General features: G+C 67.3%; 14 protein-coding genes. 8 read left to right on the top strand and 6 right to left on the bottom strand.

All coding sequences use genetic code 11. The annotated features are described in order from the left end of the window. Nucleotides 1-176: 176 nt before the first annotated feature. Nucleotides 177-647 (top strand): SRPBCC family protein, encoded by a 471-nt coding sequence (locus tag A5622_RS05290; RefSeq protein ID WP_066877125.1) that lies wholly within the window; start codon nt 177-179, stop codon nt 645-647. Here the strand turns inward: A5622_RS05290 and A5622_RS05285 are convergent, their stop codons facing one another. Next, nucleotides 648-1,208, bottom strand: a complete 561-nt coding sequence (locus tag A5622_RS05285; protein ID WP_066869964.1) for a pyridoxamine 5'-phosphate oxidase family protein — start codon at nt 1,206-1,208, stop codon at nt 648-650. Nucleotides 1,209-1,367: 159 nt separating this feature from the next. Here A5622_RS05285 and A5622_RS05280 point away from each other — a divergent pair, with 159 nt between their 5' ends. From A5622_RS05280 to A5622_RS05255, 6 genes are all read left to right on the top strand, one after another. Then, the gene (locus tag A5622_RS05280) at nt 1,368-1,982 is read left to right on the top strand and encodes a TetR/AcrR family transcriptional regulator (RefSeq protein ID WP_066869968.1); all 615 of its coding nucleotides are present in this window, start codon (nt 1,368-1,370) and stop codon (nt 1,980-1,982) included. A gap of 67 nt (nt 1,983-2,049) precedes the next feature. Further along, on the top strand, nt 2,050-2,544 hold the full coding sequence (locus A5622_RS05275) for a DUF417 family protein (protein WP_066877124.1): 495 nt from the start codon (nt 2,050-2,052) through the stop codon (nt 2,542-2,544). A gap of 158 nt (nt 2,545-2,702) precedes the next feature. Further along, complete coding sequence (locus tag A5622_RS05270) at nt 2,703-4,502, top strand: NAD(P)/FAD-dependent oxidoreductase (protein WP_066877121.1); 1,800 nt, start codon at nt 2,703-2,705, stop codon at nt 4,500-4,502. After that, nucleotides 4,499-6,064: an NAD(P)/FAD-dependent oxidoreductase gene (locus A5622_RS05265; RefSeq protein ID WP_066877120.1), complete on the top strand. Its 1,566-nt coding sequence runs from the start codon at nt 4,499-4,501 to the stop codon at nt 6,062-6,064. The genes A5622_RS05270 and A5622_RS05265 overlap by 4 nt, the downstream gene beginning before the upstream one ends. Before the next feature lie 168 nt (nt 6,065-6,232). Further along, nucleotides 6,233-7,315 carry a sulfate ABC transporter substrate-binding protein gene (locus A5622_RS05260; protein ID WP_369829217.1) on the top strand — a complete coding sequence of 361 codons (1,083 nt, stop codon included), beginning with the start codon at nt 6,233-6,235 and terminating at the stop codon, nt 7,313-7,315. A gap of 24 nt (nt 7,316-7,339) precedes the next feature. After that, nucleotides 7,340-9,109, top strand: a complete 1,770-nt coding sequence (locus tag A5622_RS05255; protein WP_231997775.1) for a SulP family inorganic anion transporter — start codon at nt 7,340-7,342, stop codon at nt 9,107-9,109. Here the strand turns inward: A5622_RS05255 and A5622_RS05250 are convergent. The 5 genes from A5622_RS05250 to A5622_RS05230 all read right to left on the bottom strand — a co-directional run bounded on the left by A5622_RS05250 (nt 9,106) and on the right by A5622_RS05230 (nt 13,795). Further along, entirely contained in the window at nt 9,106-9,942 is an 837-nt protein-coding gene (locus A5622_RS05250) for an SDR family oxidoreductase (protein WP_082994531.1), read from the bottom strand. The two genes, A5622_RS05255 and A5622_RS05250, sit on opposite strands and share 4 nt — an antisense overlap. Nucleotides 9,943-9,970: 28 nt before the next feature. After that, complete coding sequence (locus tag A5622_RS05245; protein ID WP_066877115.1) at nt 9,971-11,275, bottom strand: sodium:proton exchanger; 1,305 nt, start codon at nt 11,273-11,275, stop codon at nt 9,971-9,973. A 244-nt stretch (nt 11,276-11,519) separates the two neighbouring features. Beyond that, nucleotides 11,520-12,341 carry an SDR family NAD(P)-dependent oxidoreductase gene (locus A5622_RS05240; protein ID WP_066877113.1) on the bottom strand — a complete coding sequence of 274 codons (822 nt, stop codon included), beginning with the start codon at nt 12,339-12,341 and terminating at the stop codon, nt 11,520-11,522. Further along, a complete protein-coding gene (locus A5622_RS05235) occupies nt 12,342-12,755 on the bottom strand; it encodes a nuclear transport factor 2 family protein (RefSeq protein ID WP_066877111.1) in 414 nt (137 codons plus the stop codon). Continuing rightward, entirely contained in the window at nt 12,752-13,795 is a 1,044-nt protein-coding gene (locus tag A5622_RS05230; RefSeq protein WP_066877109.1) for a zinc-binding dehydrogenase, read from the bottom strand. Before A5622_RS05230 ends, A5622_RS05235 begins: the two co-directional genes overlap by 4 nt. A gap of 124 nt (nt 13,796-13,919) precedes the next feature. On the opposite strand from A5622_RS05230, the gene A5622_RS05225 reads away from it, so the two are divergent. Next, complete coding sequence (locus A5622_RS05225; RefSeq protein ID WP_066870003.1) at nt 13,920-14,795, top strand: IclR family transcriptional regulator; 876 nt, start codon at nt 13,920-13,922, stop codon at nt 14,793-14,795.

The following is a 14,795-nucleotide window of genomic DNA, read 5'->3' as shown; positions in this document are numbered from 1 at the left end:
CGACCCTGCGGCTCACCTGGCGGGGACCCCGGTCGACGACAGTGACGGTCATGATGTCTCCTTCCGCTACCCGGCAGCCTAATCCCGGCAGTCGATCCCACCTGCGCCAATAGCCCGCCGGGCCGTGCAGGCAGAATGGAGGGGTCCAGACCTGCCGGGTAGCGGAAGGAGACATCATGACCGTCACTGTCGTCGACCGGGGTCCCCGCCAGGTGAGCCGCAGGGTCGACGTTGCCGCCCCGGCCGCGGAACTGTACGCCTTGGTCGCCGATCCCCGCCGGCACCACGACCTGGACGGATCGGGCACCGTCCGCGACAACATCACCGTGCCACCGCAACTCGTTGCGGGCTCGAAGTTTTCGACGCGCATGAAGATGTTCGGCATTCCCTACCGCATCACCAGCACGATCACCGCGTTGATGCCGAACGAACTGGTCGAATGGCGCCATCCGCTGGGTCACCGCTGGCGGTGGGAGTTCGAGGCGGTGTCGCCGACCCAGACCACGGTCACCGAGACCTTCGACTACCGCGACGCCGGTGCGCTCAAGAACAAGCTGAAGTACTACGAGCGGATGGGTTTCGCCAAGGCGAACGCCTCGGGCATCGAAGCGACGCTGAGCAAACTGCGTGACCGTTACGCCGGGTGATCAGCGGGCCGCCGGATCGGCTGCGTCCCAGGGCATCACACCCGACACCCAGTGGCTGAGTTCCTTGGCCTGGTCGTTGCGGCGCAGATGCCGCGGCGGCGTCGCAAAGGTGGAGTACGGCCGGCAGCGAATGACCACCCGATTCTCGCGTTCACACATCTCCCGGATGTGCGGACGCGCCTCGTCGCCCAGTGGTTGACCCGACATCCGACCGCCGACCGCCATCATCACGTCGACCGCCAGATCCCGGTCCTGGTCGAGGGTCGCGTCGGCATAGACCTGCAAATAGGCGAAGGGCCACCGCTCGTCGAGCACGCACAGGCTGACCTTGCCGTCACGTTCGACGATGCGGGCCTTTCCGCGACCGGCCATGGTGGAGACGAGCAATTCGTCGGTATCGGTGGGGATGTAGTACACGATCGACATGCCCGGGCCGTCGTTGCGACGACGGTAGCCGAAGACACAGGTGCGATGCGTGCGGACGAACTCGCGTCGCTCGGAGGGCAGCATGTCACGGTCGGTGGGCGCGGTGAAGGGTTCTGCCGCCAGGGGGAGGAGCATCGCGAGTATTCCTTGCTGTCAAGGCGCTTGAATCATGGGCGTAATTATGGATACAGTGTGTCCATAATACGTCGGGCTGTCAAGGGCAGGAGAGCCACCTTGCGTGATGTGGACGACACCGACCGGCCACGCCGTTCTCGCGGTCGCCCGGCGCTACCGATGGAGCGCATCCTGGGCGCGGCCGTCGAGCTCGTCGACGAGCAGGGTCCCGAGGCGTTGTCGATGCGGTCGCTGTCGCAGCGCCTGGAATCGGGCACCGCCACGTTGTACCGCCACTTCTCCAACCGGTCCGAATTGGTGTCACTGGTGATCGACCAAATTCTCGGCGAGGTCGATTTCGCCCCGGACGAGCTCGCCGCGATGCCGTGGCAGCAGGCGTGTATCTCGTTCGCGCAGCACATGTTTGATGCGCTGAGCCGGCATGGCAATATCGCGCCCCTGTTGGTCGAGTACACCCCGATCGGGCCGAACGCGTTGGCAAATCGCGAGCGGTGCCTGGCCGTTCTCCTCGGCAACGGTTTTTCACCGGCGGTCGCCGCCCACGCGTATGCGACGCTGGCGCGCTATGTCCTGGGCTTTGCGCTACAACTTGCGGGCGCGACGGCCGACGGTGCTCAGCGGGACGCCGAACTCTCGGCGGCGTTTCACCGGCTCGATCCGTCCCGCTTTCCCGCGACGGTGACCGTCGCCGACGACCTGCCCGTCCCCTTGGCCGACGAGTTTGCGTTCGGGTTGCGGCTCATCGTCGCCGGGCTCGAGCGGTTGCCGAAGTGAACGCAACCGTGCCCTGAACCGTGTGTCGGGGGAACGCCCTCGCATTGAGCCGAAAGGACTTCGCCCGATGATCGACCAAACCCTCGCGCCGGCCGCGGCGCCGGCATTGACCCGGTGGGGCCAACTCGTCAGCCGGTACGGCCTGGTGCTTGTTTTGGTGTGGATCGGCTTCGGCAAGTACGTGAAGATGGAGGCCCGGGTGCTGATTCAGCACAGCCCGCTGATGAGCTGGGTCTATGACGTATTCAGCGTCACCTTCGTCGCGTATGCCCTCGGCACTATGGAAATCGTTGCCGCCCTGCTCATTGCGGTGCAACCGCTATGGCCGCGGGTTTCGGCGGCCGGCAGCGCCCTGGCGGTGGTGCTGTTCTTGGGCACGTTGAGTTTCCTCTTCACCACGCCGGGCGTGGTCATGACGTACGCCCACGGCGTTCCGGTGCTCTCGGCGCTGCCCGGCCAGTTTCTGCTCAAGGATCTGGTCTTGATCGGGGTGGCGCTGTGGACGCTGGGCGACTCACTGGCGGCGGCAATCGCCGCGGGCAAGGAGCGCGGCCCTCGGTAGCACCGCGGCTGCCCGCTCGTCGGCGGCTGGAGCCGCCCCAGTCATTGTGTCGCGCAACGCCTTAAGGCCAGGGCCCGTCGGCCGGTTGCCGCGGCGCGCCCTTGATATGACGAAGCGATCGATTATAGGGTCGAGGCCACGGAGAGGAACCCCAGGCCGTGACCGAAACCGTTCGCCAGGCGCTAGACGTCGACGCGCTGCGGCGCAAGTACGCCGAAGAGCGTGCGCGCCGGTTACGCGCGGATGGCATCGCGCAGTACGTCGAGATGGCCGGTCCGTTCGCCCGATTTGCCGAAGACCCCTGGGTGAACGACGACTTCGTCCGTGAACCGCTCGCCGACGAAGTCGACGTCGCCATCATCGGCGCGGGATTCGGCGGGCTGTTGACCGGCGTTCGGCTACGCCAGCTCGGCGTCGAAAGCGTGCGGCTCATCGACAGGGCGGCCGACGTGGGCGGCACCTGGTACTGGAACCGCTATCCCGGAATCGCTTGCGACGTCGAGTCATACGTGTACATGCCGCTGCTCGAGGAGCTCGGCTACACGCCGACCGAAAAATACGCCAAGGGCCCCGAGATCTTCGCCCATTGCCGCCGCATCGCCGAACACTACGACCTTTACCGCGACGCCTGCCTACGTACCGACGTGCGGGAAATCCGTTGGGACGCAGCACGAGCGCGCTGGATCATCCGCACCGACCGCGGCGACGAGATGCGGGCCAGGTTCGTCTCCATGGCCAACGGGTATCAGGCCAAGCCCAAGTTGCCGGGCATCGAAGGACTGGGCGCCTTCGGCGGTCATGCGTTCCACACCAGTCGATGGGACTACGCCTACACCGGGGACCGACTGCAGCATCTGGCCGACAAGCGCGTCGGCATCATCGGAACCGGCGCCACCGCGATCCAGTGCATACCGCACCTCGGCGCGGTCGCCCGCCGGCTCTACGTCTTTCAGCGCACCCCGTCCTCGGTAGATGTCCGCGCCAATCGCGCGACCGATCCCCAGTGGGCCAACGCATTACGGCCCGGCTGGCAGCACGAGCGGATAAAGAACTTCCAAATCCTCACCGCCGGAGGACAAGCCGACCAGGATATGGTCGCCGATGCCTGGACGAGCATCACACGTAAGCTGCCCGTCATGCGTCACGACGGGGACGGCCTCGCCGATCCCGGACAACGCGGCCGCGACATCGAGCTGGCCGACTTCGCCAAGATGGACGAGATCCGGGCGCGCGTCGATGCGATCGTGACCGATCCTGCGACCGCCGAAGCGCTCAAACCGTGGTACGGCTACTTCTGCAAAAGGCCCTGCTTTCACGATGAGTATCTGCAGACCTTCAACCGGGACAACGTCACCCTGGTGGACACCCGGGGTCGCGGCGTGCAGCGCATCACCGAGACCGGCGTGGTGGTCGACGGTGTCGCCTACGAACTCGACTGTCTTATCTTCGCAACGGGTTTCGAGGTCGGCACCGACTATTGCCGCCGCACCGGGTTCGAGCTGATCGGCCGTGACGGCGTGACACTGACCGAGCACTGGGCCGACGGCGTGCGGACCTTCCAGGGCCTGTGCACGACCGGCTTCCCGAACTGCTTCATCGAAAGCATCGCCCAGGCCGGTCTGACGGTGAACTTCCCGTACCTGCTCGACGTGCAGGCCGGCCACGTCGCGTGGATCATTGCCACCGCGCTCGCCGAGGGGATCACCGAAATCGAGGCCGCGCCATCCGCCGAGGCCGCCTGGGTCGACACCGTGGTGTCCCGGTCGGTCGCCAGTGCCGAGCGGGCCAAGGTGTGCACGCCCGGCTACTACAACCGGGAGGGCAAGGCCGACGCCAAGACTCGGCAGGGCAGCTTCTTCTTCGGCGGACCCACCGAGTACGCCGACATCCTGCAGCGGTGGCGCGCCGACGGTGGCCTGGACGGAATGCTGACCCGCCGCGCGGGGGACCGGCCGTGACGAGCCGAAAAGCGCGCTCCCTCTACGCTATTGGGCGACTGCGCGCGGCGGCCCGGCGCCGCCGGGGACCGAAGGTGGTGATCATCGGAGCGGGCTTCGGCGGCCTGGGCGCCGCCGTCGCGCTGCGCCGCGCGGGCATCGATGACCTGGTGATCGTCGAGGCGGCCGACGGCGTCGGCGGCACCTGGCGACGCAACACCTATCCCGGGGCCGCCTGCGACATCCAAAGCCACCTGTACTCGTTCTCCTTCGCCCCCAACGCGTCCTGGAGCCGCACCTACGCGCGCCAGCCCGAGATACTGGCCTACCTCGAATCGGTGGCCGACGATTTCGACCTGCGCCGCCAGCTCATGCTCGACACCACGGTGCGCTCCCTGCACTGGCACCCGCACACCGGCGGGTGGGATTGCCGGCTGGAGCGCGGCGGGCGCTCGACCACACTGACCGCCGACGTCGTCGTGTGCGCGATTGGGTTGTTCGGTTCTGCCAACCGCCCTGACATCGACGGCCTGGGCGACTTCACCGGCCCGGTGCTGCACACCGCGCAGTGGGACCACGACCTCGATCTGGCCGGCCGCCGCGTCGCGGTGATCGGCACCGGCGCCAGCGGGGTGCAGGTCGTCCCCGAACTCGCCAAGACCGCCGGGCGCGTCACGGTCTTCCAGCGCACCCCACCCTGGATGGTGCCCAAGGATGATCGTCCTTACACCGCAACCGAATTGGCCCGCTTCCGGCGCAGCCCGCTCGCGCTGCGCCGCACCCGCTGGCAGATCTGGAAGTTCCAGCACGACAACACCGCGACTTTCGCCGAGGACCCCGTGGTGACCGCGCGCGCCCAGATCGCGACGTCGTTTCTCGAGCGCACCGTCGATGACGAGCCGCTGCGCCGGGCGCTGACTCCGGACTATCCGTTCCGCTGTAAACGGGTGTTGCTGGGCGACGACTATTACCGGGCGTTGCAGCGCGACAACGTCGAGCTGGTCACCGACCCCATCGCCCGCGTCGGCCCAGCATCGGTGACGACGGCGACGGGTGGGGAAGTGGGCGTCGACGCCATTGTGCTGGCGACCGGCTTCGAGACCTCCCGCTACCTCTGCGGCATCGACGTCGTGGGCGCCGGCGGCCGTCGGCTGCACGAACACTGGGGCGACGACCCATCCGCGTACCTGGGGGTCGCGGTCAGCGGATTCCCCAACTTCTTCATGCTCTACGGCCCCAACACCAACCAGGGCGGCAACTCCATCGTCTACATCCTCGAAGCCGGGGCGCGGCTGGTCGCCAGCGCGGTGAGCCGCCTGGCGCGCCGTGGCGGATATCTCGACGTGCGCCCGGAGGCCGAAAAGCGATACAACGACACACTTTCCGCGGACCTGGAGCGCACCATCTGGACACGGTGCGACAGCTACTTCCGGTCGCCGACGGGGCGCATCGTCACCCAATGGCCGTACACCGAGCTGGACTACGCCCGCCGGACGTGGCGGCTGCGGCCAGGGGAGTGGATCCATGGCCGGGTTGGCGAGGATGCCGGTGCATCCAGCGCCGGGGTCGGCGCGCGGGGCTAACCGCCCGGACCCATTCGGTGCCGCGTAATGACCCAAACACGGTGGGCGTATTTATCTTCAGGCTGATTCTCAAGGCTGCCGCCCGGTGGCCCGATCGTTAACATTCGTAAAAATGTGCGGTGCCACACGGGGCTGTTTGGCACATCATCATGGTCGGTGGTGGAAGGTGTGGTTGACGTGGTGAAACTGCTGCCACCCGATACGGCCCGCCGGCCGCTGCGGCTTCCCTGGCTGAGCCTTCTGGGCGTTCTCGCCATCGTCGTCGCCACGACCGCGATCGTGCTGAAGAACCTCCCTGCGGGTGGTTCGAACGAGATCCTCAACGTGTCCTACGACCCGACGCGCGAATTGTATGCGGCGCTGGACAAGCGATTCGTCGCGGACTACCACGCGCACAACGGAACAACGCTGAGCATCAAGGAGTCTCACGGCGGCTCGGGGCGTCAGCTTCGCACCGTGCTCGATGGCAGTCAAAAAGCCAGCGTGGTGTCCCTGGCGTTGATCAGCGACATCGACACGCTCAGCAAGCGGGGCCTGATCGCCGGCAACTGGCAACAGCGGCTACCGAATGCCTCGGTGCCCTACACGTCGACCGTCGTCTTCGTCGTCCGCAAGGGCAATCCCAAGGGGATCCACGACTGGCCCGATCTGATCAATCCCGAGGTGGCCGTGGTGTCCCCGAATCCGCGGACGTCCGGCAACGGTCAACTGAGCGTGTTGGCGGCCTGGGGTGCGGTCACCACCCGCGGTGGCACCCCGGCGCAGGCGACCGCATACGTGAAGTCGCTACTGCAACACGTCGCGGTTTCCGACGCCGGTGCCCGCAGCGCCGGAGACAGCTTCGCGCTGGCCAAGATCGGCGATGTCCAGCTGACGTGGGAGAACGAGGCGCTGCGCGAGGTGGCGGCGAACAAGGACGAGCTGGAGCTCGTCTATCCGCCGGTCAGCATCCTCGCTCAGCCCGCGGTGGCCTGGGTCGACGCGAACGTGACCGATCCCGCGACGGCGGCCCACGCGAAGGCGTACCTCGAATACCTGTTCACCGACGCCGCTCAGGAACTGGTGGCGCAGTACGGATACCGGCCCTTCAAGCCGGCGATCCTGGCCAAGCATGCCGACCGGCTGCGCCCGCTGACCCTGTTCCCGGTCAGCGCCATCGCCAAGGACTGGAGCGACGCCCGGGAACAGTTCTTCGGCACCAACGGAATCCTGGACACGATCTCGGCGCCCGCCGCGGCGTCGGGTGCTTAGCGGAAAGACGTCGACATCGTGGGTGTGCGTGTGAATTACGACCTGGTGAAGGGTCGGCATGATGTGATCGCCGGGCTGACCGTCGCCGCCATATCGTTTCCCCAGGCGATGGCCTACGCCCTGATCGCCGGGGTGGACCCGAGATTCGGCGTGTACTCGGCGATCGTCGTGACCATCGTCGCCTCGATCTTCGGGTCGTCCTCGCATTTGATCAACGGGCCGACGAGCGCCATCTCGCTGCTGGTGTTCACGGCGCTGGCCTTCATCGACTCGGAGAACTCCAAGGAGCTCTTCGAGGCGCTTTTCCTGCTGGCCGTGTTGGTGGGCGCGTTCCAGATCGTGATCAGCCTGTTCAAGCTCGGCAACCTCACCCGCTACATTTCCGAGTCGGTCATCATCGGCTTCATGGCGGCCGCGGCGTTCCTGCTCGCCATCGGACAGCTGGGCAACGCGCTGGGCGTGCGCGACAAGGGCAACGGCCACATGCAGGTCTTGCGCCGCGTCTGGCTCACGCTCACCCACGGCGATCACATCAATTACCGCGCACTCACTTTGAGCGCGTCGGCGGTGGTGCTGGCCGTCGTCCTGCGCAAGCTGGTGCAACGCTACGGCTGGCCGCAGGTCGACATGCTCGCGGTGCTCGTCATCACCGCGCTGATCGCCTACCTCGCCGGGTGGTCGACGCCGGGCGCGGGCGGCCATACCGCGGTGTCGGTGGCCGCCAAGATCCCGCGCAGCCTGCCCGGGCCGCATGTCCCCGACGTCCACACGGAGTGGCTGCCGCATCTGTCGACCGGCGCGCTGGCCATCGCCTTCGTCGGCATCATCGAGGCGCTGTCAATCGCCAAAGCCATTGCCTACCAGACACAACAGAAGATCGACTACAACCGTCAGATCATGGCCGAAGGCCTGGCCAACCTGACCGGCGGCTTCTTCCAAAGCCTGCCCGGTTCCGGCTCGCTGTCGAGGTCGGCGATCAACTTCCAGTCCGGCGCCGCGACGAGATTCTCCGGAATCGTCTCGGCCGCAACGGTTGCCGCGGCACTGCTGCTGTTCGCCCCGCTGCTGCGCTACGTTCCGCAGCCGGCGCTGGCCGGGCTGTTGCTGGTGACCGCCGCCCGCCTGGTCGATTTCAAGCGCCTGATCTACACGCTCAAGGCGTCCCGCTATGACGCCGGGCTGGTGATCGTCACGGCCTTCACCGGTATCGCCGTCGACCTCGACAAGTCGGTGCTGCTCGGGGTGATCCTGTCGATCCTGCTGTTCGTACCGCGGGCGGCCAAGCTGAAGTCCAAGGAACTCGTCGTCACACCCGAACGCGTTGTCCGCGAGCGCATTCCGGGCGACTCGCCGGATCCCTCGATCGTCATCTACGACCTCGAAGGCGAGTTGTTCTTCGGGGCGGCACCCGAACTCGACCGCTACCTGTCGGCGATCAATCAGCGAATCACCGACGGCGGCATCGCGTTCGTGGTCCTGCGGCTCAAGCGGGTGCGCCACCCGGACGTGGTCTGCATCGAGCGCATCGAGCACTTCCTGCGTGAGGTGACCGAGCGCGGCGTCACCGTCCTACTGGCCGGGGTGCGCGACGATACGCTCGGCGTCTTGAACAACGTGGGCTTCAAGAGCTGGTTCCCGGCCGAGCAGGTCTTCCCCGAAGAAGACGAGGAATTCTCGGCCACCCTCAAGGCGGTGCGCTACGCCCACAACAGGCTGGCGGAACTGAAGGTCAAGGAGCCCTTCACCAGCGCGCCCGAACTCGCCCCGCACTCCGAGCTGTACTACCTGGTCTAGCCGCCGGCGGTCACCCGGGCCCGTTCGGTCATCGAGGCGATGACCCCGCCGTCGTTGAGGATGTCGGTGCCGGTGAGGTATCCGGCCTTGTCACTGGCGCAGAAGGCGAGGAGCTCGGCCATCTCCTCCGGCTTACCCCACCGCGGGACCGCGGCGTTGGCGACCATCGCGCCGGCGCCCGCCTGCTCCTCGAGCCTGCCCATCTCGGTGTCGATGGAACCCGGCGACACCGACACGATGCGCAGTCCGCGGGCGTTGAAGCGCTCCGCCTGCGACTGGCTGTACCACTTCACGAAGCTCTTGCTGATGGCGTATGCCAGACCCGAACGCGCGTCTTCGGGGGCGATCTCGCATGCCGCGAGCATGGCGGCCATAAAGGCGTCCAGGTCATCCAGCGCCCGCGGAAACTGGTCTGCCGGAACGATTTCCGCGGGCAACATGTGCGCCGCCATCGATGCCACGTTGACGATCACGGCGCCCTCGTCGGCGACCGAGAAGAACTCCTCGTTCACGTTGGCGGTGCCGACGGCGTTGGTGCGCATGACGTAGTCGGCGGCGCCCATGCTGGGGCTGACCCCCGCGGTATGGATGACGGAGACCACCGGACCCAGACCCCCGGCGGTCTTGAGCAGATCCGCGACCGCCTGTCGGTCGGTGACATCGCAATCGACCACCGTGGGGGTGATCCCGATGTCCTGCAGCGTCGCGGCCGCGGCCGCGAGCCGGTCCTGCCTGACATCACACAGCACCAGGGTGTGGTCGCGCCCGACGATTTTCGCCGTGGCCTGCCCCATGCCACCCGCGCCGCCTGTGATCACCGACACTCGATTCATACCTGGACCGTATACGCCGGGCGGCGGGCTAGTGCGGGCGGACGGAACCGTCGGCTTCGAGGTGGGGGTGACCGCTGTGCCGGATGGCCGTGCCGAAGAACGGCGCTGTGAGCGTGCCGGCCACGTGGCGGCGATTGATGATCAACGCCGCGATGGCCACCGCGGCGTAGACACCGCAGAGCAGTAGCCGTCCCTGCGTCGAGAAGATCGGGAACTGGACGACGAACAGGCCGAGCAGTGTGCACGCGGCGGCCCGGTTGAACCGCAGCGCCAAGATCAGCGCCACGCCCATCATCGTCTGGCTCGCGGTCAGCAGCACCTCCTCCACCTGGCGAGGGTCGAGTTGCAGGGACAACCCGCCGCCGCCCAGCAGATGGGCGATCGGCAACGACCCGATCAGCAGGGTCCACTGGTTGACCTTGGAGGAGATCAGCGTGGCGATGGCCGCCGTGCCCTTGCCGCGGGTGGCGAAGATGATCGCGATGATGAATTCCGGCGCTTCGGAGGCCAGCGGCGCCAGCCACTGCACCAGCAGGAAGCGGTTGATGCCGAGTTCGGTGCCGGCGGCAACAAGATTGTCGGCAAAGGGCTTGGCGCACAGCAGGATCACCCCACCCGACACCAGGAAGAGGCCGACCACGGCGGCGCGTCGACGACCGTCGGGCAGGTCCCCCAGAGCGGCCGCGGTGCCGATCAGATCGGGCTCTTCGACGCTGCCGTGGCTGATCTTGTACAGGTAGAAGCCGAACCAGGCCAGCAACGCCAGCCCCAACCCGAGATGGATCTGGCCGCTCGCCGGGATGACGAACGCGATGACGCCGGCGATTAACAGGAAGCCGAGTTCGACGCGGTTTGCTGGTTCGAGCGTCAACCCGGTGGGCTTGTCCGAACCGGACTTGCGGGCGACCAGGATGCTGACCAGCACCACGACGGGCCAACCCAGACCCATCAACAACCGGTTGGACCCGGTCATGTTGGCCGCGGCGTATTGCGTGTAATCCGCGTTGTGGCCGGACACGAAGGCGTAGTAGAGGTCGACGGCGTATTCGGGCAGTACCGCGATCAAGGCGAGCAGCGCCGTCGCGAGCCCACCGGAGACGTCGACCTGGGCCGCCTCGGCCGCCCACGCCAGCAAGAAGCTGGCCGCCACCACCGCGGCTCCGAAGATCAGCAGGGCCAGCACGGCGCCGGTGTGCAAGCCGGTCACGCGGACGACCACCGCCGGGGCGACGAACGCGCCGGTGATCAGTCCGGAACGGGTCAGGGTGCGGCGCCGCCAGCCGGCCGTCGGCGAGACGGTGGCTGCGGGCCTGTCGGTGGCGAGCATCGTCATCCTTCGCACTGGCGATCGGGTGGCTTACGTCGACGCGGTGGCCGTGGTGAACCGGTGAACCGGTTACCCAACGTACCCGCGGCGGGCGGGCTCAGCAACGCAGTGGGTCAGCGAAAGTGGCGCCGCGCCCAAGCCCGTATTTGCTGTACAGGGCAGTGCAGAAGCAAAAGTTAGGCTGCCCTGATTTCGAACTTTGGCAAACCTCGCGGACGGCGGTGCGCCGCGCAGCGAACAGCCGGGCCGCTCATCGGGCGTCCGGACCCATCGCGGCGGCGGCCGCCTGCGCGAAGAGCTCAACGGCCTGATTGCGGCTCAGCGACGCCAGCAGCTGCGCGGCGGCACGCATGGTGTCGCCCACCATCAGGGTCGGGCCGTTGCCCAGGTTCTCGAACGCCTCGGCGATGACGTCGGACACGGCCGCTGCGTCCGAGGGCGCCTCGTCGGGGGAGCCGATCTGGCCGCGGCTGTATTCGAGCGCGCGCAATGCCGGGGTGTTGGTCTTGCCCAGGATCAGGCCCAGGACGTCGACGCCCTTGTCGTGCAGCTCGGCCCACAGCGCCTCGGCGAAGACCATGTCGAAGGCCTTGGAGGCGCCGTAGGCGACCATGTTGGGTCCGCCGGCCAGCCCCGCACCGGAACCGAAGATGACGATGCCGCCGCTGCCCCGCGCCACCATCGCGGGCGCGAAATGGTGACACAGCTGCATGGGCACCATGCAGTTGCGTTGCACCATCGATTCGGCGGCTTCGATCGAATTGGCAAGGAAGGGCTGGAAATTCGGGTCCGCGCCCGCGCAATACACCAGCATCCCGATCTCCAGGTCAGCGGTTGCCTCGGCGATCGCCGTCGCCGCTGCGGGCCGCGCCAGATCGATTGCGACGGTGCGGGTTTGCGCCGATGTCTTGGCTTCGATCTCGGCCGCGACCCGGTCGAGAACGGCTTGCCGGCGGGCCAGCAGCACCACGTTGACACCGCGCTCGGCGAGCCCTTCGGCGAACGCCGCGCCCACCCCGTCGGACGCGCCGGCCACCAGCGCCCACGGCCCGTATTTCGTCGCGAACGTCATCTAGGCGCCCCCGACCGTGGTGATGCGAACCTGGGTGTAGCGGCGGCGGGCGATGCGCCATCCTGCCGGCGTGCGCACGATGTCGTCGTCGTAGAAACCGATCGCGTTGACGCCAGAGCTGTTGTCGCCGGCCATGATCAGGCCGTCGATATAGGTGCGTGCGGTGGCGGTGTCGCCGTGCAGCGTGATGGCCTGGTTGGTCAGGCGGTGCAGCGTATGCCCCGCCAGGGCGTGCACCTGCTCCATGAAGTCGGCCACGGCATCCACGCCTCTCCAGGTGCCGATCTCGCCGTAGTCGAGTTGGCAGTCGTCGGTGAACACGGTGCGAAACAGCGGCCAGTCGCGGCGGTCGATCCCCGTCGCATAGCGCACCAGCAGTTCGGAGATGTCCTGCCGGTCATCGCGTTCGCTCACGGGATGTCTCCATTCGGATGCACGACGATCCGGGGCGGTCCCTCGGACCTGCGGGCCTGATCGAGCGCGTCGGGCACCTCGTCGAGCCCGATGATCCTGCCGACGCTCGGTAGCGGGTCCAATCGGCCCGTCGCGATCGCGTCGAGCGTGCCGTACCAGTCCTGCGGGTGCGGCCCGCCGCCGAACTGGATGGTCACGCCCTGACGGGTGGCGGTGGTGATGTCCAGGGTGTCGCCGGTGTACCAGCCGCCCGCACAGTAGATGCGGGTGCCCATCTCGGCGGATTCGACCAGTTGCTGAATCAGTCCGGACGCGCCCACGCATTCGAATACGACTGCCGGACCGGGCAATCCGCGTTGCGCCCGAACCTCGTTGAACGCCTCGAACGGCGATTTTTCGGCTGGATCGACCACGATGTGCGCGCCGAAGCGGTCGCGGGCCAGCCGGCGCCGGTCGGCTTGGAAGTCCGCGACGACGATGGGTTCCACGCCGCGGCCGGCCAGGGCGGCGACGGCCGAGAGCCCGATCGCTCCCGCGCCGATGACGAGCGGAATCTCGCCCTGCTGCAGCCGCGCCGACCGCACGTAGAACTCGCCCACGGCGAACGCGTCGGTCAATGCGACCGCATCGCTGGACACGTCGCCGGGCACGGGTTTGGCCGCCACTTCCGAAACCACAAGCAGCTCACCGAAACTGCCCTGCGCCTCGGGATGCTGACCGATGATGCGCATCCCACCGGCGCCGCCGTCGACCAGCCGGACCGGCATGGCCGCTACCCGCGTACCGAGGGCGAATTGGTCGGTGCAGCCGGGCCCGTATCCGATGACCTCGCCGACGAATTCGTGGCCGAGCACGAGGTCGCGCTCGGTGTCGTACAGCGAGCGGCCGGTCGGATCGTCGATGGCAAGTTCGGGATGATCCATGAAGTGCACGTCGGATGCGCAGATCGCGGTGCTCAACGTGCGCAACAGCAACTCACCCGGTCCGGGCTCGGGATCCGGTGTCTCCCGGACCTGTAACCGGCCGTCGCGTAACACCACAGCGCGCAATGCGTTAACTTTCTCGAATAATCGATATAGAATCTCGAATGTTCGTACAACTTTAAGAACGCCGTCGCAAAGGAGTCAAGCGATTCGCGGGTCGACGTCAGCGCCGACCGCCCGAGTGCTCGATGTCGTCGAGCTGCTGGCGCGGTCTGCGGGCGCGCGGCTGCGCTTCTCCGACGTTGTCCGCGAACTCGATCTCACCCAGGCGACCGCGCACGCGATCCTGAAAACGTTGTGCGACCGCGGTTGGGCCAGTCGCGACCCGATCACGAAGACCTTCGCCCTCGGCCCGGCGCTGGCCGTGGTGGCGGCGCGCACGGACACGGCCCGCCCTCTCGCGCATGCGGCGCGGTCCGCGGCGCTGCGGCTCTCCCGCGAGGTCGGCTATGCCTGTTCGGTGGTCGAGAAGTTCGGTGATTCCCTGGTGGTCACCGCCTTTGAGGGTGAACCCGCCACGCAGCCGTCGGGGATACCGGGGGATCGGATTCCCTACGCGCCGCCGTTCGGTGTGGCGATGGCGGCCTGGGACACCGAGGAGGAGCAGCGCGCGTGGATCCGGCGTGGCGCGGGCGGCAATCCCGACCGCACCCAGCGCCTCCAGCAGGTGTTGGCGCACACTCGCGAGCGGGGTTTCGACGTCGACTGGACGACGCCGGCGCTCGCGCAGGCGGTGCAGGTGGTCGGCACGCTGGACAGCAGCGAGATGCCGACTCCGGTGCGCCACATCATGGACCAGCTGCTGGTCGAGTTCACCACCATCGGATTTCTTTCCGACGACAACCCGGGCCGCCGCAAGCAACCCGTGGTGACGATCGCCGCACCGGTTTTCGACGAGCGGGGCCGCGTCGCCCTGATGGTGGCCGTACACCCGCTGTGCGCGTTGAGCGCGCGACAGATCCGGGACATCGGGGAACAGCTGACCGACGAGACGACCGAGCTCAGCGCATCGCCACCGCGGGCGGGCGCGATCGAGGGGGCAGGTGGGGCGACTTAA

It is taken from the genome of Mycobacterium sp. 1245801.1 (genome assembly GCF_001673055.1).
GTDB lineage: Bacteria > Actinomycetota > Actinomycetes > Mycobacteriales > Mycobacteriaceae > Mycobacterium > Mycobacterium europaeum_A.
This window is presented reverse-complemented; position numbering and strand designations above follow the sequence as displayed.

What these genes read in the sequence shown, in the direction of transcription:
- A5622_RS05275 (WP_066877124.1), top strand. Translation starts at nt 2,050, where the DNA reads ATGATCGACCAAACCCTCGCGCCGGCCGCGGCGCCGGCATTGACCCGG.
- A5622_RS05250 (WP_082994531.1), bottom strand. Translation starts at nt 9,942, where the DNA reads ATGAATCGAGTGTCGGTGATCACAGGCGGCGCGGGTGGCATGGGGCAG.
- A5622_RS05245 (WP_066877115.1), bottom strand. Translation starts at nt 11,275, where the DNA reads ATGACGATGCTCGCCACCGACAGGCCCGCAGCCACCGTCTCGCCGACG.
- A5622_RS05240 (WP_066877113.1), bottom strand. Translation starts at nt 12,341, where the DNA reads ATGACGTTCGCGACGAAATACGGGCCGTGGGCGCTGGTGGCCGGCGCG.
- A5622_RS05285 (WP_066869964.1), bottom strand. Translation starts at nt 1,208, where the DNA reads ATGCTCCTCCCCCTGGCGGCAGAACCCTTCACCGCGCCCACCGACCGT.
- A5622_RS05280 (WP_066869968.1), top strand. Translation starts at nt 1,368, where the DNA reads ATGGAGCGCATCCTGGGCGCGGCCGTCGAGCTCGTCGACGAGCAGGGT.
- A5622_RS05290 (WP_066877125.1), top strand. Translation starts at nt 177, where the DNA reads ATGACCGTCACTGTCGTCGACCGGGGTCCCCGCCAGGTGAGCCGCAGG.